The following is a 21,157-nucleotide window of genomic DNA, read 5'->3' as shown; positions in this document are numbered from 1 at the left end:
TTTTTCGCCTCGCTGGTCATTCCAGGCAAGTGAACAAAATCGAGAGCTTCTTCCAATGCCCGCAGTATTTCCAGGTCGTTTGCGTCCGTTGTTGCAGTTGAGCTTCGTGCTGAGCCTGAGTGCCAGCCCTGTGTTGATTCAATCCAGTTGGGCCGATGACGCCGCCCGGCGCAGTTATCAGGTGCCCGCCGGCAGTTTGAGTGCCGCGCTGACGCGTTTTGCCGGGTTGGCCGGGGTCAATCTGTCGGTGGATCCGGCGCTGGTGAGTGGCCGCAACAGCAACGGATTGTCCGGTGAGTTCGCCGTGGAGGAGGGGTTCAGCCGCTTGTTGCTGGGCTCCGGTCTACAACTGCAAGCGCTGGGCGATCATGCTTACACGCTGATTCCTGCCGCCGAGGGCAGCAGCCTGCAATTGGCGCCGACTTCGATTCTAGGTGCGACCGGCACAACGGAGGCTGATGTGTTTGCCGGTGGTCAGGTGGCGCGCCGTGGCTCACAGGGTTTGCTGGGCGCCAGGGACTTCATGGAAACCCCGTTCAGCATGACCACTTACACCAGCGAAGCGGTGAAGAACCAGCAGGCGCGCACCCTGGGTGATCTGATCGGCAGCGACCCGTCAGTGCGCGCGACCAACCCGGCGGGCGGCCGCTATGAGCAGTTCACCATCCGTGGTTTCAGTCTGTTCAACAGTGATGTGTCTTATAACGGGCTCTACGGCGTGTTGCCGACCTACACGATCGACATGGAAATGGCCGATCGGGTCGACATCCTCAAAGGCCCGAGCCAACTGATCAACGGCATTTCCCCGCGGGGCAGTGTAGGGGGCGGGATCAACGTGGTGCCCAAGCGCGCCAGCGACCAGCCGATCACCTCATTGACCGCCAATTACGCCTCCAACAATCAGGTCGGTGGCGCCGTGGATGTCGGTCGCCGTTTTGGCGAAGACAACCAGTTTGGATTGCGCTTCAACGGGGTTAAACAGTCCGGTGACACGGAGTGGGACCATCAGAGCGTCGACCGCGACATGGCCGTGCTCGGCCTGGATTTTCGCGGTGAACGCTTGCGCCTTTCGACCGATATCGGCCACACCGAACGCGACACCGATGCGCCGCAGGAACGCGTGCAGGTTGCGGCCAATGCCAAGGTTCCAAGCGCGAACAATGTGCATCGCAACTACGCGCAACCGTGGAGCCAGGCGAAAACCGAGGACACCTTCGGCACGCTCAACGCTGAGTTCGACGTCAATGAATCGGTGATGCTGTACGGCGGCGTCGGTGCGCGCAAAAGTAATCATGACTTCTTGCGCCACGCCGTTTCCGTGACCAACGACGCCGGTGATTTCAGCGTTCTGCCGCGCGATTTCACCCGCGACGAGAATGTGCGCACGGCCACGGCGGGTGTGCGCAACTGGTTCCACACCGGGCCGGTGAGCCATGAAGTCAATCTGGCGGCCAACTATTTCTATATGGATTTCGAGAACGGTGGCGCGCGTTATGCGGCGGGTCGCAGCAATCTGTATGAGCCGGTAGAAACGGCAAAACCCGGTACGCCAACGCGCAATGACGCCAAGGTCTACACCGAGAATCGCTTCAGTGGGGTGGCGTTATCCGACACGCTGGGATTCTTCGATGATCGACTGCTACTGACGCTGGGCGCCCGCTGGCAACGGGTGAAAGTCGATGACTGGAGCGATGACGTCAAAGGCGACACGGCCTACGACGAGGAAAAAGTCTCGCCCTCGGGCGGCATCCTGTTCAAGGCGACCGACAAACTGTCGCTGTACGCCAACTACATGGAAGGTCTCAGCCAAGGCAAGATCGCCCCATCGACCTCGATCAACGAGGACGAAATCTTCCCGCCGTTCATCAGTCGCCAGGTTGAAGTCGGCGCCAAGTACGACGCCGGTTCTTACGCGTTGACCGCAGCAGTATTCCGGATCAAACAACCCGCCTACGAAACCAATGCCACAACACGCGTCTTCGGCCCCAACGGCAAGCGCCAGAACGACGGTGTAGAACTGAGCGTGTTCGGCGAGCCGCTGAAAGGCTTCAGGCTGTTGGGCGGTGTGATGTTCATCGACAGCGAACTGACCAAAACCACCAACGGCACCTTCGACGGCAATCGCGCGCCGGCGACCCCGAAGTACAACGTCAATCTGGGCGCCGAGTGGGACGTGCCGACTGTGCAGGGACTGACGCTGACCGGGCGCGGGATTTATTCCAGCTCGCAGTATCTGGATCAGTCCAACGAGAAGGAGATCGACTCGTGGGAGCGCTTCGATGTGGGCACGCGTTACGCGTTCAAAGTCGATCAGAAAACCGTCACCTTGCGCGCCAATATCGAGAACATACTGGATAAACGTTATTGGAGTTCGGCGGGGGCCTCGGATGACAGTGAACCGGGGTTGACCCTGTCGACACCGAGAACTTATCTGTTGTCGGCGACTGTGGATTTTTAGAGCCGAGTGGCGAATATCGTCAATTGCGCGATATTTGCTCAACGACCCTGATGACTTGGAGGCGCGCCTGCAAACCGCGATCGAGGCCGGTGAACTGGCGCCCGATAGCGATCTATCAGCGTTATTTGCGCTTGAGCAAGTTCGGGTCGTTGCAGCGCTGATGCAGTCGCGTCGCCCGCGGGGGCAGACCCGCTCCAAGCGTGCGTTTATCAAGCGGGCACAGATGCAACAACTCTTCTTCGACGATGCGATTGCTCAGGCCCAACTCCAGTTCCGGGCAATCGAGATCGAGCCAGTCACCGTGTTGCAGCGGGGGTTCGCTGTCAGGATGGCCCAGGCCATGAAACGCGTAGTGGACCATGCCTGGCTGCAGGAACTGTTCGTGCTGTTCGAGGAATGCCTGGGTGTATTTGCGCAGTGAGTGCCATTCCTTCAGATCGATATCGTACTCGCGATAGGAGATTTGCCTGTCCTGACGCTCGATACGAGCGTTGATCGACAATCGACACTGCAACTCTCCAAGAATCATTGCCGGAGCCAGTGCGCATTCGCGAAGACACGCCTGGTTGGCGTCCGGCGAGTCGAGGTTGCCGAGCAGTGGATCGTGCACTTCGTTACCGATGGTGAATCCGACAAAGTGCAGTTTGCCGAAGGAGTCGACCATATAAATGCAGACGATTCCCGGTTCACTGGCAATGCTCAGCGCCTGATAAGGGATGTTGAGCGCCTCGCCTTGTGTCTTCAGCAGACTGCCGTTGCCTTTGTAACTCCACGCCTGCTTTGTCGACATCGTCAGGTTGACCGTGCTGACCTGGGCGAGCAAATTATTGCCGGGTTTGAGTGGTGGCTGCAGGTCGATGTCCTGGGTGCTGTCACTGGCGGGCAGATGCTTGAGATGCTCGGCCCAGCCGCGATGCCAGCGACTGCAATACTGCAATGTTTCATACAGCCCGCCCTGCTCGGGAAACATGCGCAGGCTCTGGCCTGTCTGGAAGTCGAACACACCGATGCCTCGGTGTTCATGCTGGCAAAGGTCGAGCAACATCAAATAATATCCCATGATCTCTAATCCTTGAGGGGTAGGCTGATCGGCAATGCGTTCGCGGCTGACAGGGCAGGGAGGGGTTGCAGATTGTCGCGCAGACCCAGCGACAACAGCAGGCCGCCGACGCTCCCGGCCAGTGCGACGTACAAAATCGATGGCAGGCCGAAATGCATCGCGGCGTATCCGGCGACGGCGGGTGAAACGCCACCGCCAAGGATCTCGCCGAAGCCGACGACAATGCCGGTGGCAGTGGGAAGCAGTGCAGGTGGCACCGACTCGCTGGTCAACGGCCCGACGGTCATGCAGATCAGGCTGAAGTTGAAAAAAGACAAAAGGAACAGCAGCAGAAATAACAACCCGGTAATGGCCGGGCTGATGATCAACAGCCCCACCAACGTTGCGCTGGTCATGAAGGAAACAATGACCACCGGTTTGCGTCCCAGTCGGTCCGACATCGCCGGAATGATCAACTGACCGATAAAACCACCAACACCAAGGGCGGATATCACGACGGCCATCGACAGCGTTTCAAGGTGCATGTAGTCCGTGAGGTAACTGGGCAACATGGCACACAGCACGAACTGGCAAGTAAGAATGCAAAACATGATCAGGATGTTCAGGCTGACATTGCCGCTTTTGAACGCGCTCAACCAGTTTGCCCACCCCCTGCCTGAAGCGGGTTGCTGATGTGCCGGCAAGGACGCCGGTCTATAGATTTTCCACAAATAGCCGGCCAGCAGTAGACCGGGCAACGAGATAATCGCGAAAACCATGCGCCACGAGTCGAATAGCTCCAACAGACTGGCAGCCAGCAATGGCCCCAGGCACAGTCCTAGAATCGGGAATAACGCCTGCTGGAAACCCAGATTCTGTCCGCGGCGCTGCGGATGCGAAACCTCATCGGTGACGATGATACTGGTCGGTGTGAACGCGCCTTCGCAGAGACCCATCAGCCCGCGGATGACCACCAGCCCGAAAAGTCCTCCGGCCAGAGCCGACATCCCCGAGAGCAGCGACAGCACTGCAATTGAAAGGACCAGTGCGTTCTTGCGACCCAATCGATCAATCACATAGCCCGCGCCAAGAGCTGAAAAGCCCCAGGCGAAGGCCAGTGCTGCCGACAGCATGCCGAGGTCCTGATAATCCAGTTGCAAGTCACGCATGATCACGGGAAACAGCGGCAGAATGATAAAGCGATCAAGCCCGACGAGGCCGAAACTCAAGGACAGCAGCAAAACCATCCGTTGTTCATAGTGCCGCTTGGGCGGCGTAGCGAAATTGTCTCTGATCATCGTTCATCCTCCATGTGAAACCATTAATCAGGTGCAATGAAGGGTTGCGAAAGAGGCCGAGAAACCTTGGCGTCCTACAGACCGCCAAGGTTTCTTGCAGACTCAAACGTAGCCCCGGCAAACGTGGGAATCAGGCTACCCATTCACCCACGGCCATTTCGGCGGTGAAGCCCGGGCCGAAAGCTGCCAGCATGCCGACATCGCCGGAGTTAAGACCCGACTCAAACTGTCGCTTGAGCACGTCGAAAACCACAACGCTGGCAATGTTGCCGGCTTCGGCGAGGCTGTTGCGCGACTGCGAAACCCGGTTCGAGGCAAGGTCCAGTTGCAGGACCAATTCGTCAAGAATCTTGCGGCCGCCAGTGTGGAAGATGAAGAAGTCGTTCTGCGCACAGTTCTGTTCAAGAGTGTCGTAGTTGAGTTTCTCCATAATCGGCGCGACATCTTTAATAGAGTTCATGACGGCTTTGTCCAGGGTAAAGTGGAAGCCGGTGTCCTTTACATCGTATTTAATGTAGTGCTCGCTCTTCGGCAGGAAGAAAGAGTTGGTGGAACGGATTTTGAACCCTGACGCTTGATCATCAGCGCGCAATACGCAGGCAGAAACAGCATCGCCAAACAGTGCAGCGGAAATGAACGCGTGCAACTTGGTATCGTCAGGCTGATAACACAGCGACGAGAACTCCAGCGAGACAATCAACACATGATTACGCGAATCCAGTTTGGCGAAATCATTCGCCCGGTTAATTGCTGCAGCACCGGCGACGCAACCGAGCTGGGCGATCGGCAACTGCACGGTAGACGTCGGCAGGTCCAGATCGTTGATCAGGTGTGCGGTGAGCGATGGCATCATGAAACCGGTGCACGAGGTGACCACCACCATACGGATGTCATTGGTCGTTAAGCCAGCGTTTTCAATGGCTTGGCGGGCAGCGGCGGAAGACATCTGGCGCGCTTCACGCTCATAGACGATGCTGCGGTGAGTGAAGCCGGTGTGCACCGCCAGCTCGTCGATCGGCAGGATCAAATGCCGTTCGTTGACTTCGGTATTCTGGATCATACGCTTGGCCACGGCCATGCGCGGATGGTCGGCGTGCAGGCTCTCCAGATGTTCAATCATCTGTTGCTGAGTGATCTTGTTTTTCGGGAACATTACGTGCGGGAGACAAAGAGTCGACATGATGAGTCCTCGGCCATATAAAGCCAATAAATAGTTTTTGGGATAATTCCCGATTTAAAAAAACGGCAGTTTGCTACCCCCTGAGGAACAAGGGTTAAAAGCTTTTGGCGAGTAAGGTATTTTTATAAGTAACGCAGTTCTTGTTTTAATATTAAAACCGTCGAGCGTCAGAAACTAACGCTCGACGATTTTATTTATACGTCCAATACAAACTTGTAGGCGTATTGCCAGGCCAGATTGCTTTCGCGCACATGTTTGCGTACGACCATGCGTACCGGCGCGCCGGTTTTCAGTTGTTCCGGATGAGTGATGTCAACGATTTCCGACGCGATCACCAAGCCATCGTCCAGACGAACCATCGCCATGCAGCGAGGCACTGTTTCACCGTAGCCCATGGCGGCAAGGATCGGATTCTCGGCGTGAGCCATGACTTCGATCTTGCCGGTGCGGGCGCAGCGGTACGGTTTTACGTTGAGGGAATTGCAAGCGCCACAAACTGTACGACGCGGGAAAAAGATTTCCTTGCAGTCTTCGCATTGACTGCCTTCCAGACGATATTTGCCGCCGTGTTCTCGCCATTCGCGAAGCATGCTGGCAGTGGTCATCCGATGAATCTGTTCGGGGTACATAGACATGGTCGGGCTCCTTAGTCGTTGGAAAGAACGATCACTGAGTTGTGGGCGGCATAACCTCCCAGGTTTTGCGACACGCCGATGCGCGCGCCCTTGACCTGGTTGTCGGATTCACCGCGCAACTGCCGGAACAGTTCGGTGATGTGCAGAATGCCGTCACAACCGGACGCGTGACCGCGCCCAATGTTGCCGCCGTCGGTGTTCAATGGCAGCGGACCGTCAATACTGATGCCGCCTTCCAGGACAAAATCACCGGCCTGACCCTGCTTGCAGACACCCATCGATTCCATCTGGATCAGACCCGCGCCGAGCAAGTCGTAGACCTGCGCGACATCGATATCCTTCGCGGTGATTCCGGCCTTTTTATAGGCGATTTCAGCGCAAGCGATGGAGTTGGCCGAGACGGCCATGCCGACATTTTTTGGCAGTCCCGGGTGATGCAGGGTCGGGTTGTGAAAACGCGTGCCGAAGTAATGGGAAACGCCTGTATAGGCACATCCGCGAACGAATACTGGTTTGTCCGTGTATTTGTGAGCCAGGTGTTCGGCGACCAGAATCGCGCAACCGCTCGCTTCACCCCAAGCCAGCATCGAGCCAAAGGCTTCGCTGTTTTTCAGGGTGTCGATAGATGGAATCGCATGGCCGAAGCGCGTGGCATTCGGGGTGTTGTGCGCATAAATACGCATCTGCCGGCCAAAGGTCGCCAACACATCAGCTTCACGTCCGGCATAACCGAACTTTTCAAAGTATTCCGCCGTCGCCAGGGCAAAAGCATCGGTGTGGGAAATACCCAGGAAGTAGTCGTACTCACATTCGGTACTGGAACCGATGTATTCGGCATAGTTGAAGTGGTCGGTCATCTTCTCGAAGCCGCCGACCAGAACAATATCGTATTCCCCGGAGGCAATCATTTGATGGCCCATCTGGAACGACACGGAACTGCTGGTGCAGTTGGCGGTGCTCATGAACGTCGGCGCCGGGCTGATGCCCAAAGTGTCGGAGATGGTCGGCCCGAGACCGCCATATTCCGAAATGCCCTCGCCGTGATAACCGTAGGCCACACCCTGGATTTCCCGAGGATGCATTCTGGCGTCTTTGATAGCTTTATAAGCCGACTCGACGATCATTTCCTTGAACGTCTGCCGGACCCTGGAACTTCCCGGTTTCGGCGTATAGGCGGCCGAAACGATTGCAACACGACGTGCGCACATGTACATGCTCCTTGCGTAGACAGGCGAAATCAGAGGTAGGCGGTGAGGGCGTAGTCAGCTCGCAAATACTTGAACTCGTATTTGATCGACGTGCCGTAATCTACGTACAGCTTGTTTTCGAGCGATTCGCGCAGTGGTTTGTTGCGCTTTTGGTAGGCCTCGATGGCAGGGGTAACTGTCAAGGCGATTGCGTCGCTGCCGGCACCAAAACCGTAAGACACCAGCAGGATTTTTTGACCGGGACGCGCCTGGTCAAGCACGTTAATCAAACCGAGTAGCGGGCTGGCAGCACCGGTGTCACCAACGCTGCTCGCGTAGATGCCGGGCTCAACCTGTTTCGGATTGAATCCCAGATGCTTGGCGAGGGAGTAGGGCGTGGACACCAGATTCTGCTGGAACACGACATAATCGTAGTCCTGCGGGCAGGTGCGCAATTTGGCCATCAAGCCTTCCGCCGCCCGGCGAGTCTGGTCTTCCAGGCCGATGCTGTTTTTGTCCGAGCCAAGCCCCATCCCGGAGCGAATATAACGATCACCTTGCGGGCGAATGTTGTCGGCGACATCGGCTGCACAAGAGAAATTGCCATCGAATTCTGCGATGACATTCTCCGTGCCCACCAATAAAGCTGCCGCACCGGCACCCGCATAGGATTCGGTCAGATCACCTGGTGCGGTGTTGCGATTGATAGTGTCGGCGCCGATTGCAAGGGCGCTGCCGGTCATGCCGGAAGCGACCAGTGCCTGGCAAATCTGCAGCGCAGAAGTGCCGGATTTGCCCGCGAACTGGACGTCGGCGCAATAGGCATCATAGCCGGAACCGAGCATTTCGAGGATGACAGAGGCCGAGGCGCGGGAGTCATAGGGGTTGGTGCAAGTGCCCAGATACAAAGCCTCGACGCTACTGCCGGGGGCCATATCCAATGCACGCTGGGCTGCCAAGACACCGAGAGTGATCACATCTTCATCAGGTTGAAGAACTGCTCTTTCGACCACCCCCAACTGGTTTTGCACGAGATGGAGATCGGTGTTCTTCCAGACGTTAATCACTTCTTCGACTTTCAAGCGACAAACGGGAACGCCAGTGCCATAGCTCACTATTCCTGCTTTTTTCACGTTCATTTTCCTTTTGATTCCATTCGCTGTCAGAAAACAAGGGTGTTGCGTCGCCGTATATCGTGAAACATACGGAAAACTATCTTTAAAGCCCCGGATATCGGAGTTTTGTCGTTTAGCCAGCAAAATCAGCCGTTTGGAGTTTCCGGACGGTTACTCAAAAAAGGGCGCTGATACTGCCACTTTGCCTCTCTCACTGCTATGATACGGTACGTATCGTTTCAGAATTAAAACGGCAGACTCGATAGTCCTAGAGGACGCCTACCTGCTCACACATCCTGCTCGAGGAGTCAGAAACCCCTAAAGTAACCAGAAAAGCTCGAAGCGAATTGATTGGCGTCAATGTTCAACGCGCTTACCCAGTCCGAAACGAAACGGACCGTTTCGTTGCGATTTTCGGAAATCCTATACCTTGCATTGTATTTGTCAAGCACCCTGCCTGGAGAATTTACTGTGGCTCGTACACCCTCTCGCAGCTCCATCGGATCCCTACGGAATCCCCACACGCACAAGGCGATCATCAGTTCGACAATTGAGATCCTCAAGGAATGCGGTTATTCGGGACTCAGTATTGAGTCGGTTGCCCGACGGGCGGGAGCGAGTAAACCGACGATTTATCGTTGGTGGAGCAACAAGGCTGCATTGATTGCGGAAGTCTACGAAAACGAAAGCGAGCAGGTCAGAAAGCATCCTGATCTAGGCTCATTAAAAGCGGATCTCGACTTTTTGCTGCACAATCTCTGGAAAGTCTGGCGTGAAACGATTTGCGGCGAAGCATTTCGCTGCGTCATCGCCGAGGCTCAGTTGGACCCTGTGACATTGGTTCAGTTAAAAAACCAATTCATGGAGCGCAGAAGGGAAATGCCGAAGAAATTGGTGGAAAATGCCATCAGCCGTGGTGAGTTACCGAAGGACACCAATCGCGAACTTTTGCTGGATATGATCTTTGGATTTTGCTGGTACCGATTGCTGACCGAGCAGTTGGAGATGGAGAAAGATATCGAGGAATTTACGACTCTTTTACTAAACGGTATCAGTTCGAAGGGGTGATTCTGGTTTACGAAATGTTCCCCTTAGCCTTGTCGCTGGGGGGAACATTTTTTTGCGGGTTCAGGCAGCGCCGAACTCTCGATACAGTTCTGGCAGGAAACTGGCCAGATGGTTGAATTCGCACAGGTCATGAACGGCGAATTCATAGGCGAGAGTTTCCAGTTCCGCTTCGCCGAAGCCGTTGGCCGCCATCAGTGCGGCAGCCTTTTCGGCACCAGGAAAACGCGACATCGACGGATGGCTGCCGACCCAGTAGCGGCTGGTGAGATGAAGGCCTTCCGGAGTTTCTTTGAATAAGTGCACCATCAGCGACACCGGCACATCGGGTTGTTCCGCCAGGCTCATCAACGCGCTGACGCTACCGTCGATTTTCGCGTCGCGGTACAGATCGGCACGCAAGCCCAGTTTTTCCGGGTCCTGGAAGTGGATATGCAGGTGCATCAGGCGATCGCCGACATATTCCGAGGCGCAGAAGGTGTTGCCGTACAAGCGCTGTTCGAAACTCAGGGACGTCTGCTTGAGGCGTTCGTGATTGACGCAGGGATTGCTGACATGGGCATAAGGAAACCACAGGGTATAGCGTTCGGCTTCCAGCGGGTGCCACATGAACCACCATTTCAGCATCGCTGCGGTCGAGCGCGGGAAAAACTTGCGGCTCTGCACATACGCCATTGGCCCGGGCAGCAGGGCGTATCCCGATTCCTCGCTGACGAAGTCCGCCTCCAGCAACCGATTGATGTCCTCGATGCTCGGCGTGATGGTCTGTTCCAGCGGCAGTGGTCCTTGCTGGATCTTGCACACGGCGGAAAGGGGGACATTCATCTGCGCAGAGAAATACTTGGCGTAGGGTTTATCCTTGATCGCCTCGCGATTGCGCAGGAACTGCTTCTGCATCGGCAGAGAGAAGTAGGTGAACGGGGTCATTACGCGCGCATCCATTGCGATGTTTTCCTTTGGCTAAATGGCCTTGGAGCTGACAACATTCGTCGCCAATATCCATGCCTTTCGAGGTATGTAGGTGATTTGAAGCTAAGCTTCATAAAAATAAAAGTCAAATTTGAATTTGAGTTAATAGGAGTTCATGCTCGTGTCCGGTCCGAATCAGGAAGCCTCTCTACGTGCTCAGCGACAAGATGGCCGGGTGACCCGCCAGCATATTCTGGAGACAGCAGGGCAGTTGTTTGCCGATCTGGGGTATGCCAACACCACCAGCAAACAGGTCTGCGAGAACTCCAACTCGAACGTGGCGTCGGTCAATTATCACTTCGAGAACAAGGAGGGCCTGTACCGTGCCGTGCTGCTCGAAGCCCATGAGCGCCTGCTCAGCATCGATATATTGTTCAGCTTGAGCCAGAGCCCTGCCTCGCCTGAGGACAAATTGCGTTTGATCATCACTGTCCTGATCGAGCGCGTGCGCAATCATCGAGATGCCTGGGCGCTCAAGGTGTTGAGCCGGGAACTGCTGTCGCCTTCGAGCCTGCTGCCCTCGGTGCTGGAGCAGCAGGCCTATCCGAAAGCGAAGGTCTTTCGCGGCATTCTTGGGCAGATCCTGGGCTTGCCGGACGATCACCCGACCACGCTGCATTGTGCGCTGGGCGTATTTGCGCCTTGTCTTTTCCTGCTATTGGCCCATGAAGCGTTGAGCGAGAACGTGCTGCCGGGGCTGAAAATGGAACCCGCCGTGCTGATCGAGCACATGATGACTTACGCTCTCGCGGGCCTCAAAGCCGTGTCGGCGCAATAGCGAACGATGCAAACGGGTTATTGCGCAGAAACCCTTGGCGCACCGTTGACCGCATGGGTTTTTCCGTTGCGCAGTTGCACCCATTGCAACAGCGCAGCGACAACGGATACCGCGCCGGCACTGATCGCCAACGTCCACCCTGGCATCTGCAGCAGCAATATGAAGCCACCGGCCGCGGCGCCCATGGCGCTGCCCAGATAAAGTGCGGACTCGTTGAGCGCCACGGCCAGATTGCCGTCGCCCTTGTGATCACGCGCAGCGATCAGTTGGTTGTTCTGCGGCACTTGCAGTGCCCAGCCTACGGCGCCCCAGACGGCAATCGGGATCATCGCCAGCCACGGTGTCACAGCAGCGGCAGCCGGCAACGCGAACAACGAGACGCTGAGGATGAGCAGAATCAGGAACGTGAGCATCGGTCCCTTGATGCGATCCACCAGCGGCCCAACGAGGAAACTGCCCGCCACACCCCCCAGGCCCCAGACCCACAGATACGGCGTGATGTTATCGACGCCGCCGTAGGCCGGGTCAGCCATCAACGGCACCATGAAGGTGTACATGCCCAGACTGGCGACTGCCGCCAACAGCGAAACCAGCAGAATGGTCATCACGTTGCGGTCTCGCAGCAGGGCCAGCTTGCGGCTGATCGGCAGCGCCGGTCCGGCAGAGATCGCAGGCAACTTGATCAGCAGGCCCAGCCAGGAGATCAGGCCGAGAAACGCCACCAGCCACAGCGCCATCTGCCAACCGAACTGCTCGGCGAGCAGCAGACTGACAGGCACTCCAAGTACCGTGCCGCTGGCCATGCCGCCCATGATCACGGCAATCGCCTTGCCTCGCAGTTCCGGGCCTGAAACAGCGGCCGAGGCGGCGATGCCGGTGGCCAGATAAACGCCGGCGCCGATACCCGCGACGGCTCGACAAACCAGCAGGGCGACAAAGTCGTCAACCAGGGCACTGGCGACGTTGGCTGCCACGAACAACGCCAATGCGACCAACAAGCCAAAGCGTTGTCGCTGCGCTGGCAACATGGCCACGAAGACTGGGGAGCCAATACCGTAAGCAAGCGTAAACGCCGTGACCAGTTGTGCCGCGACGGCGACCTGCACATCAAAGGCCTGCTCGATCATCGGGATCAGGCCGGCGGTGACGTAAGACGCCATCCCCAGCGCAAAAGCGCCGATTGCAATGAGGTAAACGGGTGCCGGTATTGTTTTAGACATGAGTCACTCCTTGTGCTCTTGGCAACTTGTTGCGGACCGGGCGGATTCTTTAGCAGCCTGATCGTCAGTACAATGGCCACTGTTTATGGTGTTACTGGGAGTAATCGGATAATGGAAAGGAGTCTTGAGCGCACACGACAGGACCTGGCTGAGTTTTTACGCAGCCGCCGAGAGCGCATATCACTTGCGGAAGCAGGGTTACCCCCGACTGGCAGACGCCGTACACCCGGACTGCGTCGAGAAGAAGTAGCGGCACTGGCCGGTGTTGGCTTGTCTTGGTACACATGGTTCGAACAGGGACGCGATATTGGTGTGTCACCTGCTTTTCTGGATAATCTTTGCCGGGTCCTCAAACTGGATGCTGTGGAGCGCCGACATCTCTACCTGCTTTCCCACCAGCGACCGCCGGCCGAGGAGGGCAAGACCTGGTGTGTGGTTCCGCAGATCGTTCATCGGCTGATGGCGGATCTGCCGTTGCGACCCGCTTATGTGCTGAACCTTCGCTGGGATGTCCTGGCCTGGAACCCCGCAGCTGACAAGATTTTCAAGTTTTCCGAGAAGACGCCCGAACAACGCAACTTTTTATCAATGTTGTTTACCGACGCGCGCACGAAGTCTCTCTTTCAGCCCTGGGACGACCAGGCAATCCAGATGCTCTCCAGTTTTCGTCGTGACCATGTTCACGCCTCTAACGAAAGTGACGTTGCTTCGCTGGTGCGTGAACTTGAGAGTGTCAGCGCGGAATTCAAAGGCTGGTGGTCCCGGCAGGACATTCATGGTCCCTGTCAGGGTATTCGACACTTGGCGATCGACTCATTTGGCGATGTCAGTCTCGAGCACACCACGCTGACGATCGATGTCGAACGGCATCTGCGCCTTGTCTACTACGCGCCAATGGAACAAGGAGCCGCTCTGTTCGAATTCGAGAAGTGGCTGGAGGAGGGCGTTGGTTTCCCCGGGTTTTGATTTTCGCCGACATGGAAATGGGAAATCGCCAGACACTCACAGCGCATCAGTTGCACCCGGTACCTGAGCCAGCGCCGGGGGCAGTCGCCAGAATTGTCGGGGGTGCGGTAAAGGGCTGAAACAGGGCCGAGCGGGTCGACCCTGTCCCGAACGGTCAGATCACGAAAAACCCGTGCGTTCCGTCACGGCCCAACTGTGCCACCAGCCCATATTCCCAATCCAGATAGCCCTGCATGGCTTCGCGCGGATTGTCGGTGCCTTCATACGGTCGGCGATAGCGGTCGATACGCGGTGACGCCAAATGCTGCGGGCTTGCTTGCACCGGGAGTCCAGCTTCGATCCAGGCGCTCGTACCGCCGCGCAACACCACCACCGGGCGCTGGGTCAGTGCCTGCAACTGCGGCACAACCCAACGGGCGAGCAGGCTGCTGCCACAGGTCAAGACATAACGCTGGGCCGGCGGAATGTTCGCCAGCGCTGCCTGCAACTGACTGCGCAACACCCACCACGCGCCGGGGATGTGCCGTTGTACGTAAAGGGCACTGGCGGTGAAATCCAGCACCTCCGTGCCCGGCTCTTTCAGCCAGTCTGCCAGCGTCTGCGGGCTGATTTCTTCGGCTGCGGGGGCGGTCGGCAGGGGGCTGCCATGGGCCTTGTTCACTGAAGTCGCTCGGGTTCAAGTCATCCAGTACGGACACTTGCCAACCCATCTGTGCCAGCCAGGACGCACTCATGTTCGCCCGCACATTATCGTCATCCACCAGCACCAGGCGCGCACCACGAACGCTGGCGAAATGATCGGTTTCCTGGACCAGTTGTCCGCCGGGTGTGGAGCGCGAGCCCGGCAAGTGGCCGGCAGCAAATTCTTCCGGCGTGCGCACATCGAACAAATACGTAGTGCGGGCCGGGTCGGCTTGCCAGCGTCGCCACTCGGCCAGGCCGATGCGGCTCACGTTGGCGCGTTTGGCGACCGCGCGGGCGGCTTCGATGGCGAGGTTTTTGTTGTGAGCGCTGACGGGTTTGAAGCGCCGGTCCTGGCCATGCTCCAGGGTCTGGCCGGCGAGGGTCCAGCCGATGGTGCCATTGCGCAGGGCGGACACGGGGTTGGGAATCCCGGCGTTGACCAGTGACTGGGCGCCGATGATGCTGCGGGTGCGTCCGGCGCAATTGACGATGACCTGCGTTTGCGGGTCCGGAGCCAACTCGCGCACCCGTAACACCAGTTCGGCGCCAGGTACGCTGATGCCACCGGGGATACTCATGGTCTGGTATTCGTCAAAACGTCGGGCATCCAGCACCACCACGTCAGCCTTGGCATCGAGCAGCGCCTGCACTTCTTCCGCTGCCAGGGACGGGGTGTGGCGTTCGGCATCCACCAGTTCACCGAAGGATTTACTGGGCACATTGACGTCCTTGAACAGCTCGCCACCGGCATCGCGCCAGCCTTGCAGGCCGCCCTCAAGCAGCGCCACATCGGTGTAGCCCAGCGTTTGCAAGCGTTCAACGGCGATGGCGGCCAAGCCTTCGCCATCGTCATACACGGTTACCCGGGTGTCTTTGCGCGGCACCCGTGCCAGCACTTCCAGTTCGAGTTTGGACAGCGAGATGTTGGCCGCAAACAGCGGATGAGCTTCGGCAAACGGCGCCTCTTCACGCACGTCCAGCAATGCAAGTTCCTCGCGTGCCAGCAGAGCTTTACGGATATCGACGTAACGGCGGATAGCGAAATCGGTCATTGCGGGAGCTCCTTCGACAAATCCCAGAGGTTTGGTAACAGGCTGTTGGAATAGCCGGAGATGAAAGGTTTTTCAGTGCCGTCCAGGCCATACACTGCGCGCCTCACCGCGCCGATGTTGGCGCCATACACGTGCACACTGATCGACACCTGATCGATGTAGGCATTGGCCACCTGGTGAATGTCACCCACTGTTGGCGACACCGCTTCGAACTGGCCCGGATCCAAGCGCAGCGCTGCTCCGGCCGCTGCCAATGCGCCATCGGGTTGCCGGGCAAATCCTTGCGAATACTCCGCGCCACGCAGCATGCCGATCAGCCCCCAGACCCGATGATCATGGATCGGCGTGCGTTGCCCCGGACCCCAGACAAAACTGACGATGGAAAAGCGTTGCCGGGAATCAGCGTGCAGCAAAAACTGCTGGTAACGTTCGGGGTCAGGCCGGGCGAATGCCTCCGGCAGCCAGTCATCGACGCTGACCAGTTGCTGCAGCAAACGGCCGCCCTGTTCAAGGATCGCTGCTTCACCGGGCTGTTCGTCGAGCAGCGTGGCCAGTTGTTCGATGAACTGTCGCAAGCGCGTCAGGTTCGGTGGCGCAGATGGTTTGGACACAAGGTTCTGGGGCATGAGCTCCCTCCGTGGAAACTGAAATAAACGCGAACTACACGGGCGAGCTAAAAGGTATTATTCTTTATGCACATTTTTCCAGTCATTTATTATGCGAAAAAAGAATGAAGATAGATGATCTGAACGCGTTCGTGGCAGTGATCCGCTGCCAAACCATCAGCCAGGCTGCTGATTCCTTGCAGTTGACCCAGCCGGCGATCACCCGGCGGGTGCAGAACTTCGAGGAAGCCTTGGGCGTCGAGTTGCTCGACCGCAACACCAAACCGCTGAAACCGACCAGCATGGGCCTTCGGGTTTACGGGCAGTGCCTGGAAGTGCTGCGCACCATTGATGCCCTCAGCGAATTGGTGGCCAGCGACGGCCCGCCCAGTGGTGCGTTACGCATCGGCGTCCCGCAGACCATCGGCGATGTGGTGTTGCTGGATGCCCTGAGCCAATTGAAAGCCCTCTACCCGCAATTACAGACGTCGGTGGCCACAGGCTGGGGAAGCCATTTGCTGGGCAAGGTCGAGAACGGCGAACTGGACGTGGTCGCGGCGCTGTTTCCCGCCGGTAAGGTGTTTCCGGAGGGGGTGGTCGGGCGTTCGCTGGCCAGCATGAGCCTGGTGGTGGTCGCCGCCAAAGGCGAGGTACGCAAACGCAACTGCAAACTCGCCGATTGCTACCAGCGCGGCTGGGTGCTCAACCCTGACGGCTGTGGTTTCCGCGCCGGCCTGCAAAGGGCCTTGAGCGCGCAGGGGTTGTCGTTGCAAATCAACCTGGAAACGTTCGGCACCGAATTGCAGTTGGGGTTGATCGCCAATGGCCTGGGCTATGGTCTGGTGCCGTTGCCGTTGCTGGAAAACAGCAGCCATCGCGACAAACTTGAAATTGTCCCGGTCTCGGACTTCAAACCGGTGATTGATTTGTGGCTGATCCATCCGCGTTTCCTCGGCAACCTGCAAGAACCGGTCAGCGTATTTGGCGAAATGGTCGCGGCTCGGGTGGGCAAGCACTGATCATTTTCATTGTTTCTTGCATATCGTTGATTTGAATAAATGCATTATTTGTATATTAGGTTAGAACTAAAACGAATTTCACGGGCAGTTTTTATGTAGTTAGCATGGGGTTCGACGCGCTTAATCAGGGAAGTTGAAATGTCTGCGCCCCCCCTCGTTACACCGCTGGATCGCCTCAAGTCCATCGCCCAATGGCCCGCCGGGCGCGATCTGCTCGCGCGTTTGCTCAGCCCGTTGTTGCTGTTGCTGCTGTGGGAGCTGGCCTCGCGCACGGGACTGTTGCCACCGCGCATCATCGCTGCGCCCAGTGCGATTGGCGCCACGCTGTGGCAGATGCTCGGCAGCGGCGAGTTGGCCGGCCACTTGTGGATTTCCCTGCAACGCGCCCTCAGCGGCCTGGCGATCGGGGTTAGCGTCGGCACCGTCCTGGCGTTGGTGGCGGGGTTGTCGCGACGCGGCGAGATCGCCATCGACTCGCCGATGCAAATGCTCCGAACCTTGCCGTTCCTGGCCATCGTGCCGCTGTTCATTCTGTGGTTTGGCGTAGGCGAAACGCCGAAGATCGCCTTGATCGCCCTCGGCACTACCTTCCCGATTTACCTCACGCTGTTTTCCGGTATCCGCGGCCTCGATCCCAAGCTTGTCGAAGCCGCAACGATGCTCGGGCTCAAACGCTGGGAGCTGATCGTCCACGTGATCTTGCCCGGTGCCTTGCCGGCATTCTTTGTCGGTTTGCGCTACGCCTTCGGCATCAGTTGGCTGGGGCTGGTGGTGGTTGAGCAAATCAACGCCAGCGCTGGCATTGGTTACCTGGTCAACGATGCGCGGGACTTCATGCGTACAGACGTCATCGTCATCTGCCTGATCATTTACAGCGTACTGGGGCTGGGTATCGACGGCCTGGTGCGTTTGCTTGAACGGTTTGCGCTGGCCTGGCGCCCGACCTTTATCAGGAGCTGACCATGACTGTGCTGTTTGCCAAACCCTCATTGCCAGCCGTCGAGTGCCGACAGGTCACGCGCCGGTTTGCCAGCCAGGCGGTGCTCGATCACTTGGACCTGGAGATTGCGCCTGGCGAATTTGTTGCCCTGCTGGGCAGTAGCGGTTCGGGTAAAACCACTTTGTTGCGAGCGCTGGCCGGGCTCGACCGGATCGACGAAGGCCGGTTGCAGGTGCCCGAAGCCTTGGCGGCGGTGTTTCAGGAGCCGCGCTTGATGCCGTGGAAACGCGCTTGGCGCAACGTCTCTCTCGGGGTGCGTGGCGAAGGGGCGAAAGAGCGCGCATTGGCGGCGATGACTGAGGTCGGCCTGGAACATCGGCTCAATGCCTGGCCCGGCACTTTGTCCGGAGGCGAAGCGCAGCGCGTCGCGCTGGCCAGGGCACTGGTCCGTGAGCCGAAACTGTTGCTGCTGGACGAACCGTTCGCCGCCCTCGATGCCTTGACGCGCATCCGCATGCATCAACTGATTATTGCGTTGTGGCGAGTGCACACCCCGGCGGTGTTGCTGGTCACGCACGACGTTGACGAAGCGGTGCTGCTGGCAGATCGGGTGGTGGTGTTGGCCCACGGGCGCATCGCCGAACAGATCCAGATTCGCTTGCCGCGCCCGCGTCAGATCGCGACGCCGGCGTTCCATGATTTGCGTGCGCGCCTGCTGGAATTGCTCGGGGTCGACAGCGATCCCGACGTTGCCAGTGCCGCTGACGATTCCCAACCCTTGAGCAGGACCGGCAACCGATGAGCTTATCCACCGCGCAACCACGCGCCGAGCGTCAGGCTCGGCAACCTGATCTCGACGCCCCGGCATTCGCCGAACGGCTGGAAGCGCTCAGCGACGAATTCGCCGCGACGGCGGCTTATTACGACAAGCACAGCGAGTTCCCCCACGCCAATCTGCGGCGTTTGCATGAGCACGGTTTGCTGGCGTTGACGGTGCCGCGCCGGCTGGGTGGCAGCGAGGCGACCCTGGCCCAGGCGCGCCGGGTCGTCAGCGCAGTGGCTCGCGGCGAACCGTCCACCGCGTTGGTGCTGGTGATGCAATACCTGCAGCACACGCGCTTGCAAGGCAATCAGGCCTGGCCGCTGCACTTGCGCGAACGACTGGCACGCGAAGCAGTGGAAGAGGGCGCATTGATCAACGCGTTGCGGGTCGAGCCGGATCTCGGCACACCGGCCCGTGGCGGCCTGCCCAACACCATTGCGCGACGCGTGGACGGTGGCTGGTTGCTTAGCGGCCGGAAGATTTATTCCACCGGCATTCCCGGCCTGACCTGGCTGGCAGTCTGGGCGCGCAGTGACGACAGCGAGCCGCACGTGGGCACCTGGCTGGTGCATCGGGATACGCCGGGGATTCGCATCGAGGAAACCTGGGATCACTTGGGCATGCGCGCTACCGGCAGCCACGATGTGATTTTCGAAGACGTGTTCGTCGCCAGCGAATACGCCGTGGACATTCTGCCGGCCAACGTCCCGCGTCCCTCGGAACTGGACAGTACCGGCGTGTTGTGGCTGGCAGTGCTGCTTTCGTCGATCTACGACGGCGTAGCCCGCGCCGCCCGCGACTGGTTAGTGGGCTGGCTTGCCGAGCGCACGCCGGCCAATCTGGGGGCGCCGCTGTCGAGCCTGCCGCGGTTTCATGAACTGATCGGGCGCATCGACGCGCTACTGTTTGCCAACCGCGTGCTGCTGGATGCCGCGGCGCAAGGACGGGTCGATCCGAGCGAAGCCACACAGGTCAAATACCTGGTCACCAGCAACGCCATCAGCGCCGTCGAATTGGGGATCGAAGCCATCGGCAACCCGGGCCTGGCCCGTGGCAATCCGATCGAGCGGCATTACCGCGACGTGTTGTGCAGCCGGATTCACACGCCGCAGAACGACGCGATCCTCGCTGCCGTCGGCCGCGCCGCATTCGCTTTGCCCAGCCGGGGCGCCCAGGCATGACGCGCATCGCCAGTCAGTTGGACGCGGCGTTCAATCAACACCTGCGAGCGCAATTGCCCGATGTTGAAGTGCTTGAGTTAGCGCGGGGTTTGCCAGCGAATCTGCCGGCGGATGTTCAGGTATTGCTCGCCGCCCCACATGCCGACTTTCGGGATGCGTCGGCGCCGCCGCCCGGTTGGCCGTTTGGTTTGCGGCTGGTTCAACTGGTGACCAGCGGCCTCGATTATTTCCCTCGCTGGCTGTTCGACAGTTTGCCGGTGGCGAGTGCGCGGGGCACTACTGCAGAGACGATGGCCGAGTTTGCCCTGGCCGCGATTTTCACCGCCGCCAAGCAACTGCCGGACGTCTGGATCAACGACGCGGCGCACTGGCAGCAGCGGCCACTGGCTTCGGTGTCCGGCAGCACGCTGGGGCTGTTCGGTTTCGGCAGTATTGCCCAGGCCCTGGCACCGAAAGCGCAGGCACTGGGGATGCACGTCCTCGCGCTGCGTCACTCCGCGCAACCCTTTGAAGTGCCCGGCGTGCGCGCAGTGGCGGACATTCATGAGTTGTTTGGCCGTGCCGATCATGTGCTGCTGGCGGCACCGGTCACGCCCGCGACACAGCACATCGTCAGCGAAGCGGTGCTGGCGTCAGCCCGGCCGGGGCTGCATCTGATCAACCTTGCGCGCGGGGCGCTGATCGATCAGCAGGCGTTGTTGCGCGCCCTCGATGCCGGGCAAGTTGGCCTGGCGAGTCTGGATGTCAGCGACCCGGAACCGCTGCCGGCGGGGCACCCGTTTTACCGTCATCGACGCATCCATTTATCACCGCACACCTCGGCCAATTCGCCGCAGGTGTACCTCAACATTGCCCGCTTGCTGGCGCGCAACATTGAACGCCAGCGCAAAGGGCTGCCATTGGAAAACCCGGTGGAGATCAGCCGTGGATATTGAAAGGAGTC

18 protein-coding genes and 1 pseudogene are annotated in these 21,157 nt (G+C 58.6%); 9 read left to right on the top strand and 10 right to left on the bottom strand.

Annotated features, from left to right (window positions below; genetic code table 11):
- Positions 1–55 precede the first annotated feature (55 nt).
- Positions 56–2,458 (top strand): TonB-dependent receptor, encoded by a 2,403-nt coding sequence (locus tag JFT91_RS18460; RefSeq protein WP_201233418.1) that lies wholly within the window; start codon positions 56–58, stop codon positions 2,456–2,458.
- Positions 2,459–2,579: 121 nt separating this feature from the next.
- Here the strand turns inward: JFT91_RS18460 and JFT91_RS18455 are convergent, their stop codons facing one another.
- From JFT91_RS18455 to JFT91_RS18430, 6 genes are all read right to left on the bottom strand, one after another.
- Positions 2,580–3,518 (bottom strand): fumarylacetoacetate hydrolase, encoded by a 939-nt coding sequence (locus tag JFT91_RS18455; protein WP_242489315.1) that lies wholly within the window; start codon positions 3,516–3,518, stop codon positions 2,580–2,582.
- Positions 3,519–3,523: 5 nt separating this feature from the next.
- Positions 3,524–4,795 (bottom strand): MFS transporter, encoded by a 1,272-nt coding sequence (locus JFT91_RS18450; RefSeq protein WP_201233417.1) that lies wholly within the window; start codon positions 4,793–4,795, stop codon positions 3,524–3,526.
- Positions 4,796–4,925: 130 nt separating this feature from the next.
- Positions 4,926–5,975, bottom strand: coding sequence for a phloroglucinol synthase (gene phlD, locus JFT91_RS18445; RefSeq protein ID WP_201233416.1), 1,050 nt, complete (start codon positions 5,973–5,975; stop codon positions 4,926–4,928).
- A gap of 194 nt (positions 5,976–6,169) precedes the next feature.
- The gene (locus tag JFT91_RS18440) at positions 6,170–6,610 is read right to left on the bottom strand and encodes a Zn-ribbon domain-containing OB-fold protein (RefSeq protein WP_201233415.1); all 441 of its coding nucleotides are present in this window, start codon (positions 6,608–6,610) and stop codon (positions 6,170–6,172) included.
- A gap of 11 nt (positions 6,611–6,621) precedes the next feature.
- Complete coding sequence (locus tag JFT91_RS18435) at positions 6,622–7,818, bottom strand: thiolase family protein (protein WP_201233414.1); 1,197 nt, start codon at positions 7,816–7,818, stop codon at positions 6,622–6,624.
- A gap of 29 nt (positions 7,819–7,847) precedes the next feature.
- Positions 7,848–8,936 (bottom strand): hydroxymethylglutaryl-CoA synthase, encoded by a 1,089-nt coding sequence (locus tag JFT91_RS18430; RefSeq protein ID WP_207196950.1) that lies wholly within the window; start codon positions 8,934–8,936, stop codon positions 7,848–7,850.
- Between the two features lie 447 nt (positions 8,937–9,383).
- On the opposite strand from JFT91_RS18430, the gene JFT91_RS18425 reads away from it, so the two are divergent.
- Positions 9,384–9,980 carry a TetR/AcrR family transcriptional regulator gene (locus tag JFT91_RS18425; protein ID WP_103302446.1) on the top strand — a complete coding sequence of 199 codons (597 nt, stop codon included), beginning with the start codon at positions 9,384–9,386 and terminating at the stop codon, positions 9,978–9,980.
- A 60-nt stretch (positions 9,981–10,040) separates the two neighbouring features.
- Here the strand turns inward: JFT91_RS18425 and JFT91_RS18420 are convergent, their stop codons facing one another.
- Positions 10,041–10,919, bottom strand: coding sequence for a DAPG hydrolase family protein (locus JFT91_RS18420; RefSeq protein WP_201233413.1), 879 nt, complete (start codon positions 10,917–10,919; stop codon positions 10,041–10,043).
- Between the two features lie 142 nt (positions 10,920–11,061).
- On the opposite strand from JFT91_RS18420, the gene JFT91_RS18415 reads away from it, so the two are divergent.
- A complete protein-coding gene (locus tag JFT91_RS18415) occupies positions 11,062–11,724 on the top strand; it encodes a TetR/AcrR family transcriptional regulator (protein ID WP_201233412.1) in 663 nt (220 codons plus the stop codon).
- A gap of 17 nt (positions 11,725–11,741) precedes the next feature.
- On the opposite strand, the gene JFT91_RS18410 is transcribed toward JFT91_RS18415, so the two are convergent.
- A complete protein-coding gene (locus tag JFT91_RS18410; RefSeq protein ID WP_201233411.1) occupies positions 11,742–12,944 on the bottom strand; it encodes an MFS transporter in 1,203 nt (400 codons plus the stop codon).
- 111 nt (positions 12,945–13,055) lie between these two features.
- Between JFT91_RS18410 and JFT91_RS18405 the strand changes: the two genes are divergently transcribed.
- Positions 13,056–13,910 (top strand): helix-turn-helix transcriptional regulator, encoded by an 855-nt coding sequence (locus tag JFT91_RS18405; protein ID WP_201233410.1) that lies wholly within the window; start codon positions 13,056–13,058, stop codon positions 13,908–13,910.
- A gap of 154 nt (positions 13,911–14,064) precedes the next feature.
- On the opposite strand, the pseudogene JFT91_RS18400 reads toward JFT91_RS18405, so the two are convergent.
- A pseudogene (locus JFT91_RS18400) lies at positions 14,065–15,646 on the bottom strand (rhodanese-related sulfurtransferase).
- The gene (locus tag JFT91_RS18395) at positions 15,643–16,272 is read right to left on the bottom strand and encodes a cysteine dioxygenase family protein (protein ID WP_201233409.1); all 630 of its coding nucleotides are present in this window, start codon (positions 16,270–16,272) and stop codon (positions 15,643–15,645) included. Before JFT91_RS18395 ends, JFT91_RS18400 begins: the two are co-directional and overlap by 4 nt.
- Positions 16,273–16,376: 104 nt before the next feature.
- On the opposite strand from JFT91_RS18395, the gene JFT91_RS18390 reads away from it, so the two are divergent.
- From JFT91_RS18390 to JFT91_RS18370, 5 genes are all read left to right on the top strand, one after another.
- The gene (locus JFT91_RS18390; protein WP_201203660.1) at positions 16,377–17,270 is read left to right on the top strand and encodes a LysR family transcriptional regulator; all 894 of its coding nucleotides are present in this window, start codon (positions 16,377–16,379) and stop codon (positions 17,268–17,270) included.
- 138 nt (positions 17,271–17,408) lie between these two features.
- Positions 17,409–18,230 carry an ABC transporter permease gene (locus tag JFT91_RS18385; protein ID WP_242489313.1) on the top strand — a complete coding sequence of 274 codons (822 nt, stop codon included), beginning with the start codon at positions 17,409–17,411 and terminating at the stop codon, positions 18,228–18,230.
- 2 nt (positions 18,231–18,232) lie between these two features.
- Positions 18,233–19,012, top strand: coding sequence for an ABC transporter ATP-binding protein (locus JFT91_RS18380; RefSeq protein WP_201203658.1), 780 nt, complete (start codon positions 18,233–18,235; stop codon positions 19,010–19,012).
- Positions 19,009–20,214 carry an acyl-CoA dehydrogenase family protein gene (locus JFT91_RS18375; RefSeq protein ID WP_201203657.1) on the top strand — a complete coding sequence of 402 codons (1,206 nt, stop codon included), beginning with the start codon at positions 19,009–19,011 and terminating at the stop codon, positions 20,212–20,214. Before JFT91_RS18380 ends, JFT91_RS18375 begins: the two co-directional genes overlap by 4 nt.
- Positions 20,211–21,149: a D-isomer specific 2-hydroxyacid dehydrogenase family protein gene (locus JFT91_RS18370; RefSeq protein ID WP_201203655.1), complete on the top strand. Its 939-nt coding sequence runs from the start codon at positions 20,211–20,213 to the stop codon at positions 21,147–21,149. The genes JFT91_RS18375 and JFT91_RS18370 overlap by 4 nt, the downstream gene beginning before the upstream one ends.
- The last annotated feature ends 8 nt before the right edge of the window (positions 21,150–21,157 follow it).

This window comes from Pseudomonas sp. TH08, from assembly GCF_016651275.1.
In the GTDB taxonomy this organism is placed as follows: Bacteria; Pseudomonadota; Gammaproteobacteria; order Pseudomonadales; family Pseudomonadaceae; genus Aquipseudomonas.
This window is presented reverse-complemented; position numbering and strand designations above follow the sequence as displayed.

What these genes read in the sequence shown, in the direction of transcription:
- JFT91_RS18420 (WP_201233413.1), bottom strand. Translation starts at nt 10,919, where the DNA reads ATGGATGCGCGCGTAATGACCCCGTTCACCTACTTCTCTCTGCCGATG.
- JFT91_RS18460 (WP_201233418.1), top strand. Translation starts at nt 56, where the DNA reads ATGCCCGCAGTATTTCCAGGTCGTTTGCGTCCGTTGTTGCAGTTGAGC.
- JFT91_RS18455 (WP_242489315.1), bottom strand. Translation starts at nt 3,518, where the DNA reads ATGGGATATTATTTGATGTTGCTCGACCTTTGCCAGCATGAACACCGA.
- JFT91_RS18430 (WP_207196950.1), bottom strand. Translation starts at nt 8,936, where the DNA reads ATGAACGTGAAAAAAGCAGGAATAGTGAGCTATGGCACTGGCGTTCCC.
- JFT91_RS18375 (WP_201203657.1), top strand. Translation starts at nt 19,009, where the DNA reads ATGAGCTTATCCACCGCGCAACCACGCGCCGAGCGTCAGGCTCGGCAA.
- JFT91_RS18370 (WP_201203655.1), top strand. Translation starts at nt 20,211, where the DNA reads ATGACGCGCATCGCCAGTCAGTTGGACGCGGCGTTCAATCAACACCTG.
- JFT91_RS18405 (WP_201233410.1), top strand. Translation starts at nt 13,056, where the DNA reads ATGGAAAGGAGTCTTGAGCGCACACGACAGGACCTGGCTGAGTTTTTA.
- JFT91_RS18395 (WP_201233409.1), bottom strand. Translation starts at nt 16,272, where the DNA reads ATGCCCCAGAACCTTGTGTCCAAACCATCTGCGCCACCGAACCTGACG.
- JFT91_RS18390 (WP_201203660.1), top strand. Translation starts at nt 16,377, where the DNA reads ATGAAGATAGATGATCTGAACGCGTTCGTGGCAGTGATCCGCTGCCAA.
- JFT91_RS18450 (WP_201233417.1), bottom strand. Translation starts at nt 4,795, where the DNA reads ATGATCAGAGACAATTTCGCTACGCCGCCCAAGCGGCACTATGAACAA.
- JFT91_RS18435 (WP_201233414.1), bottom strand. Translation starts at nt 7,818, where the DNA reads ATGTGCGCACGTCGTGTTGCAATCGTTTCGGCCGCCTATACGCCGAAA.
- JFT91_RS18410 (WP_201233411.1), bottom strand. Translation starts at nt 12,944, where the DNA reads ATGTCTAAAACAATACCGGCACCCGTTTACCTCATTGCAATCGGCGCT.
- JFT91_RS18380 (WP_201203658.1), top strand. Translation starts at nt 18,233, where the DNA reads ATGACTGTGCTGTTTGCCAAACCCTCATTGCCAGCCGTCGAGTGCCGA.
- phlD (WP_201233416.1), bottom strand. Translation starts at nt 5,975, where the DNA reads ATGTCGACTCTTTGTCTCCCGCACGTAATGTTCCCGAAAAACAAGATC.
- JFT91_RS18440 (WP_201233415.1), bottom strand. Translation starts at nt 6,610, where the DNA reads ATGTCTATGTACCCCGAACAGATTCATCGGATGACCACTGCCAGCATG.
- JFT91_RS18385 (WP_242489313.1), top strand. Translation starts at nt 17,409, where the DNA reads ATGTCTGCGCCCCCCCTCGTTACACCGCTGGATCGCCTCAAGTCCATC.
- JFT91_RS18415 (WP_201233412.1), top strand. Translation starts at nt 11,062, where the DNA reads ATGCTCGTGTCCGGTCCGAATCAGGAAGCCTCTCTACGTGCTCAGCGA.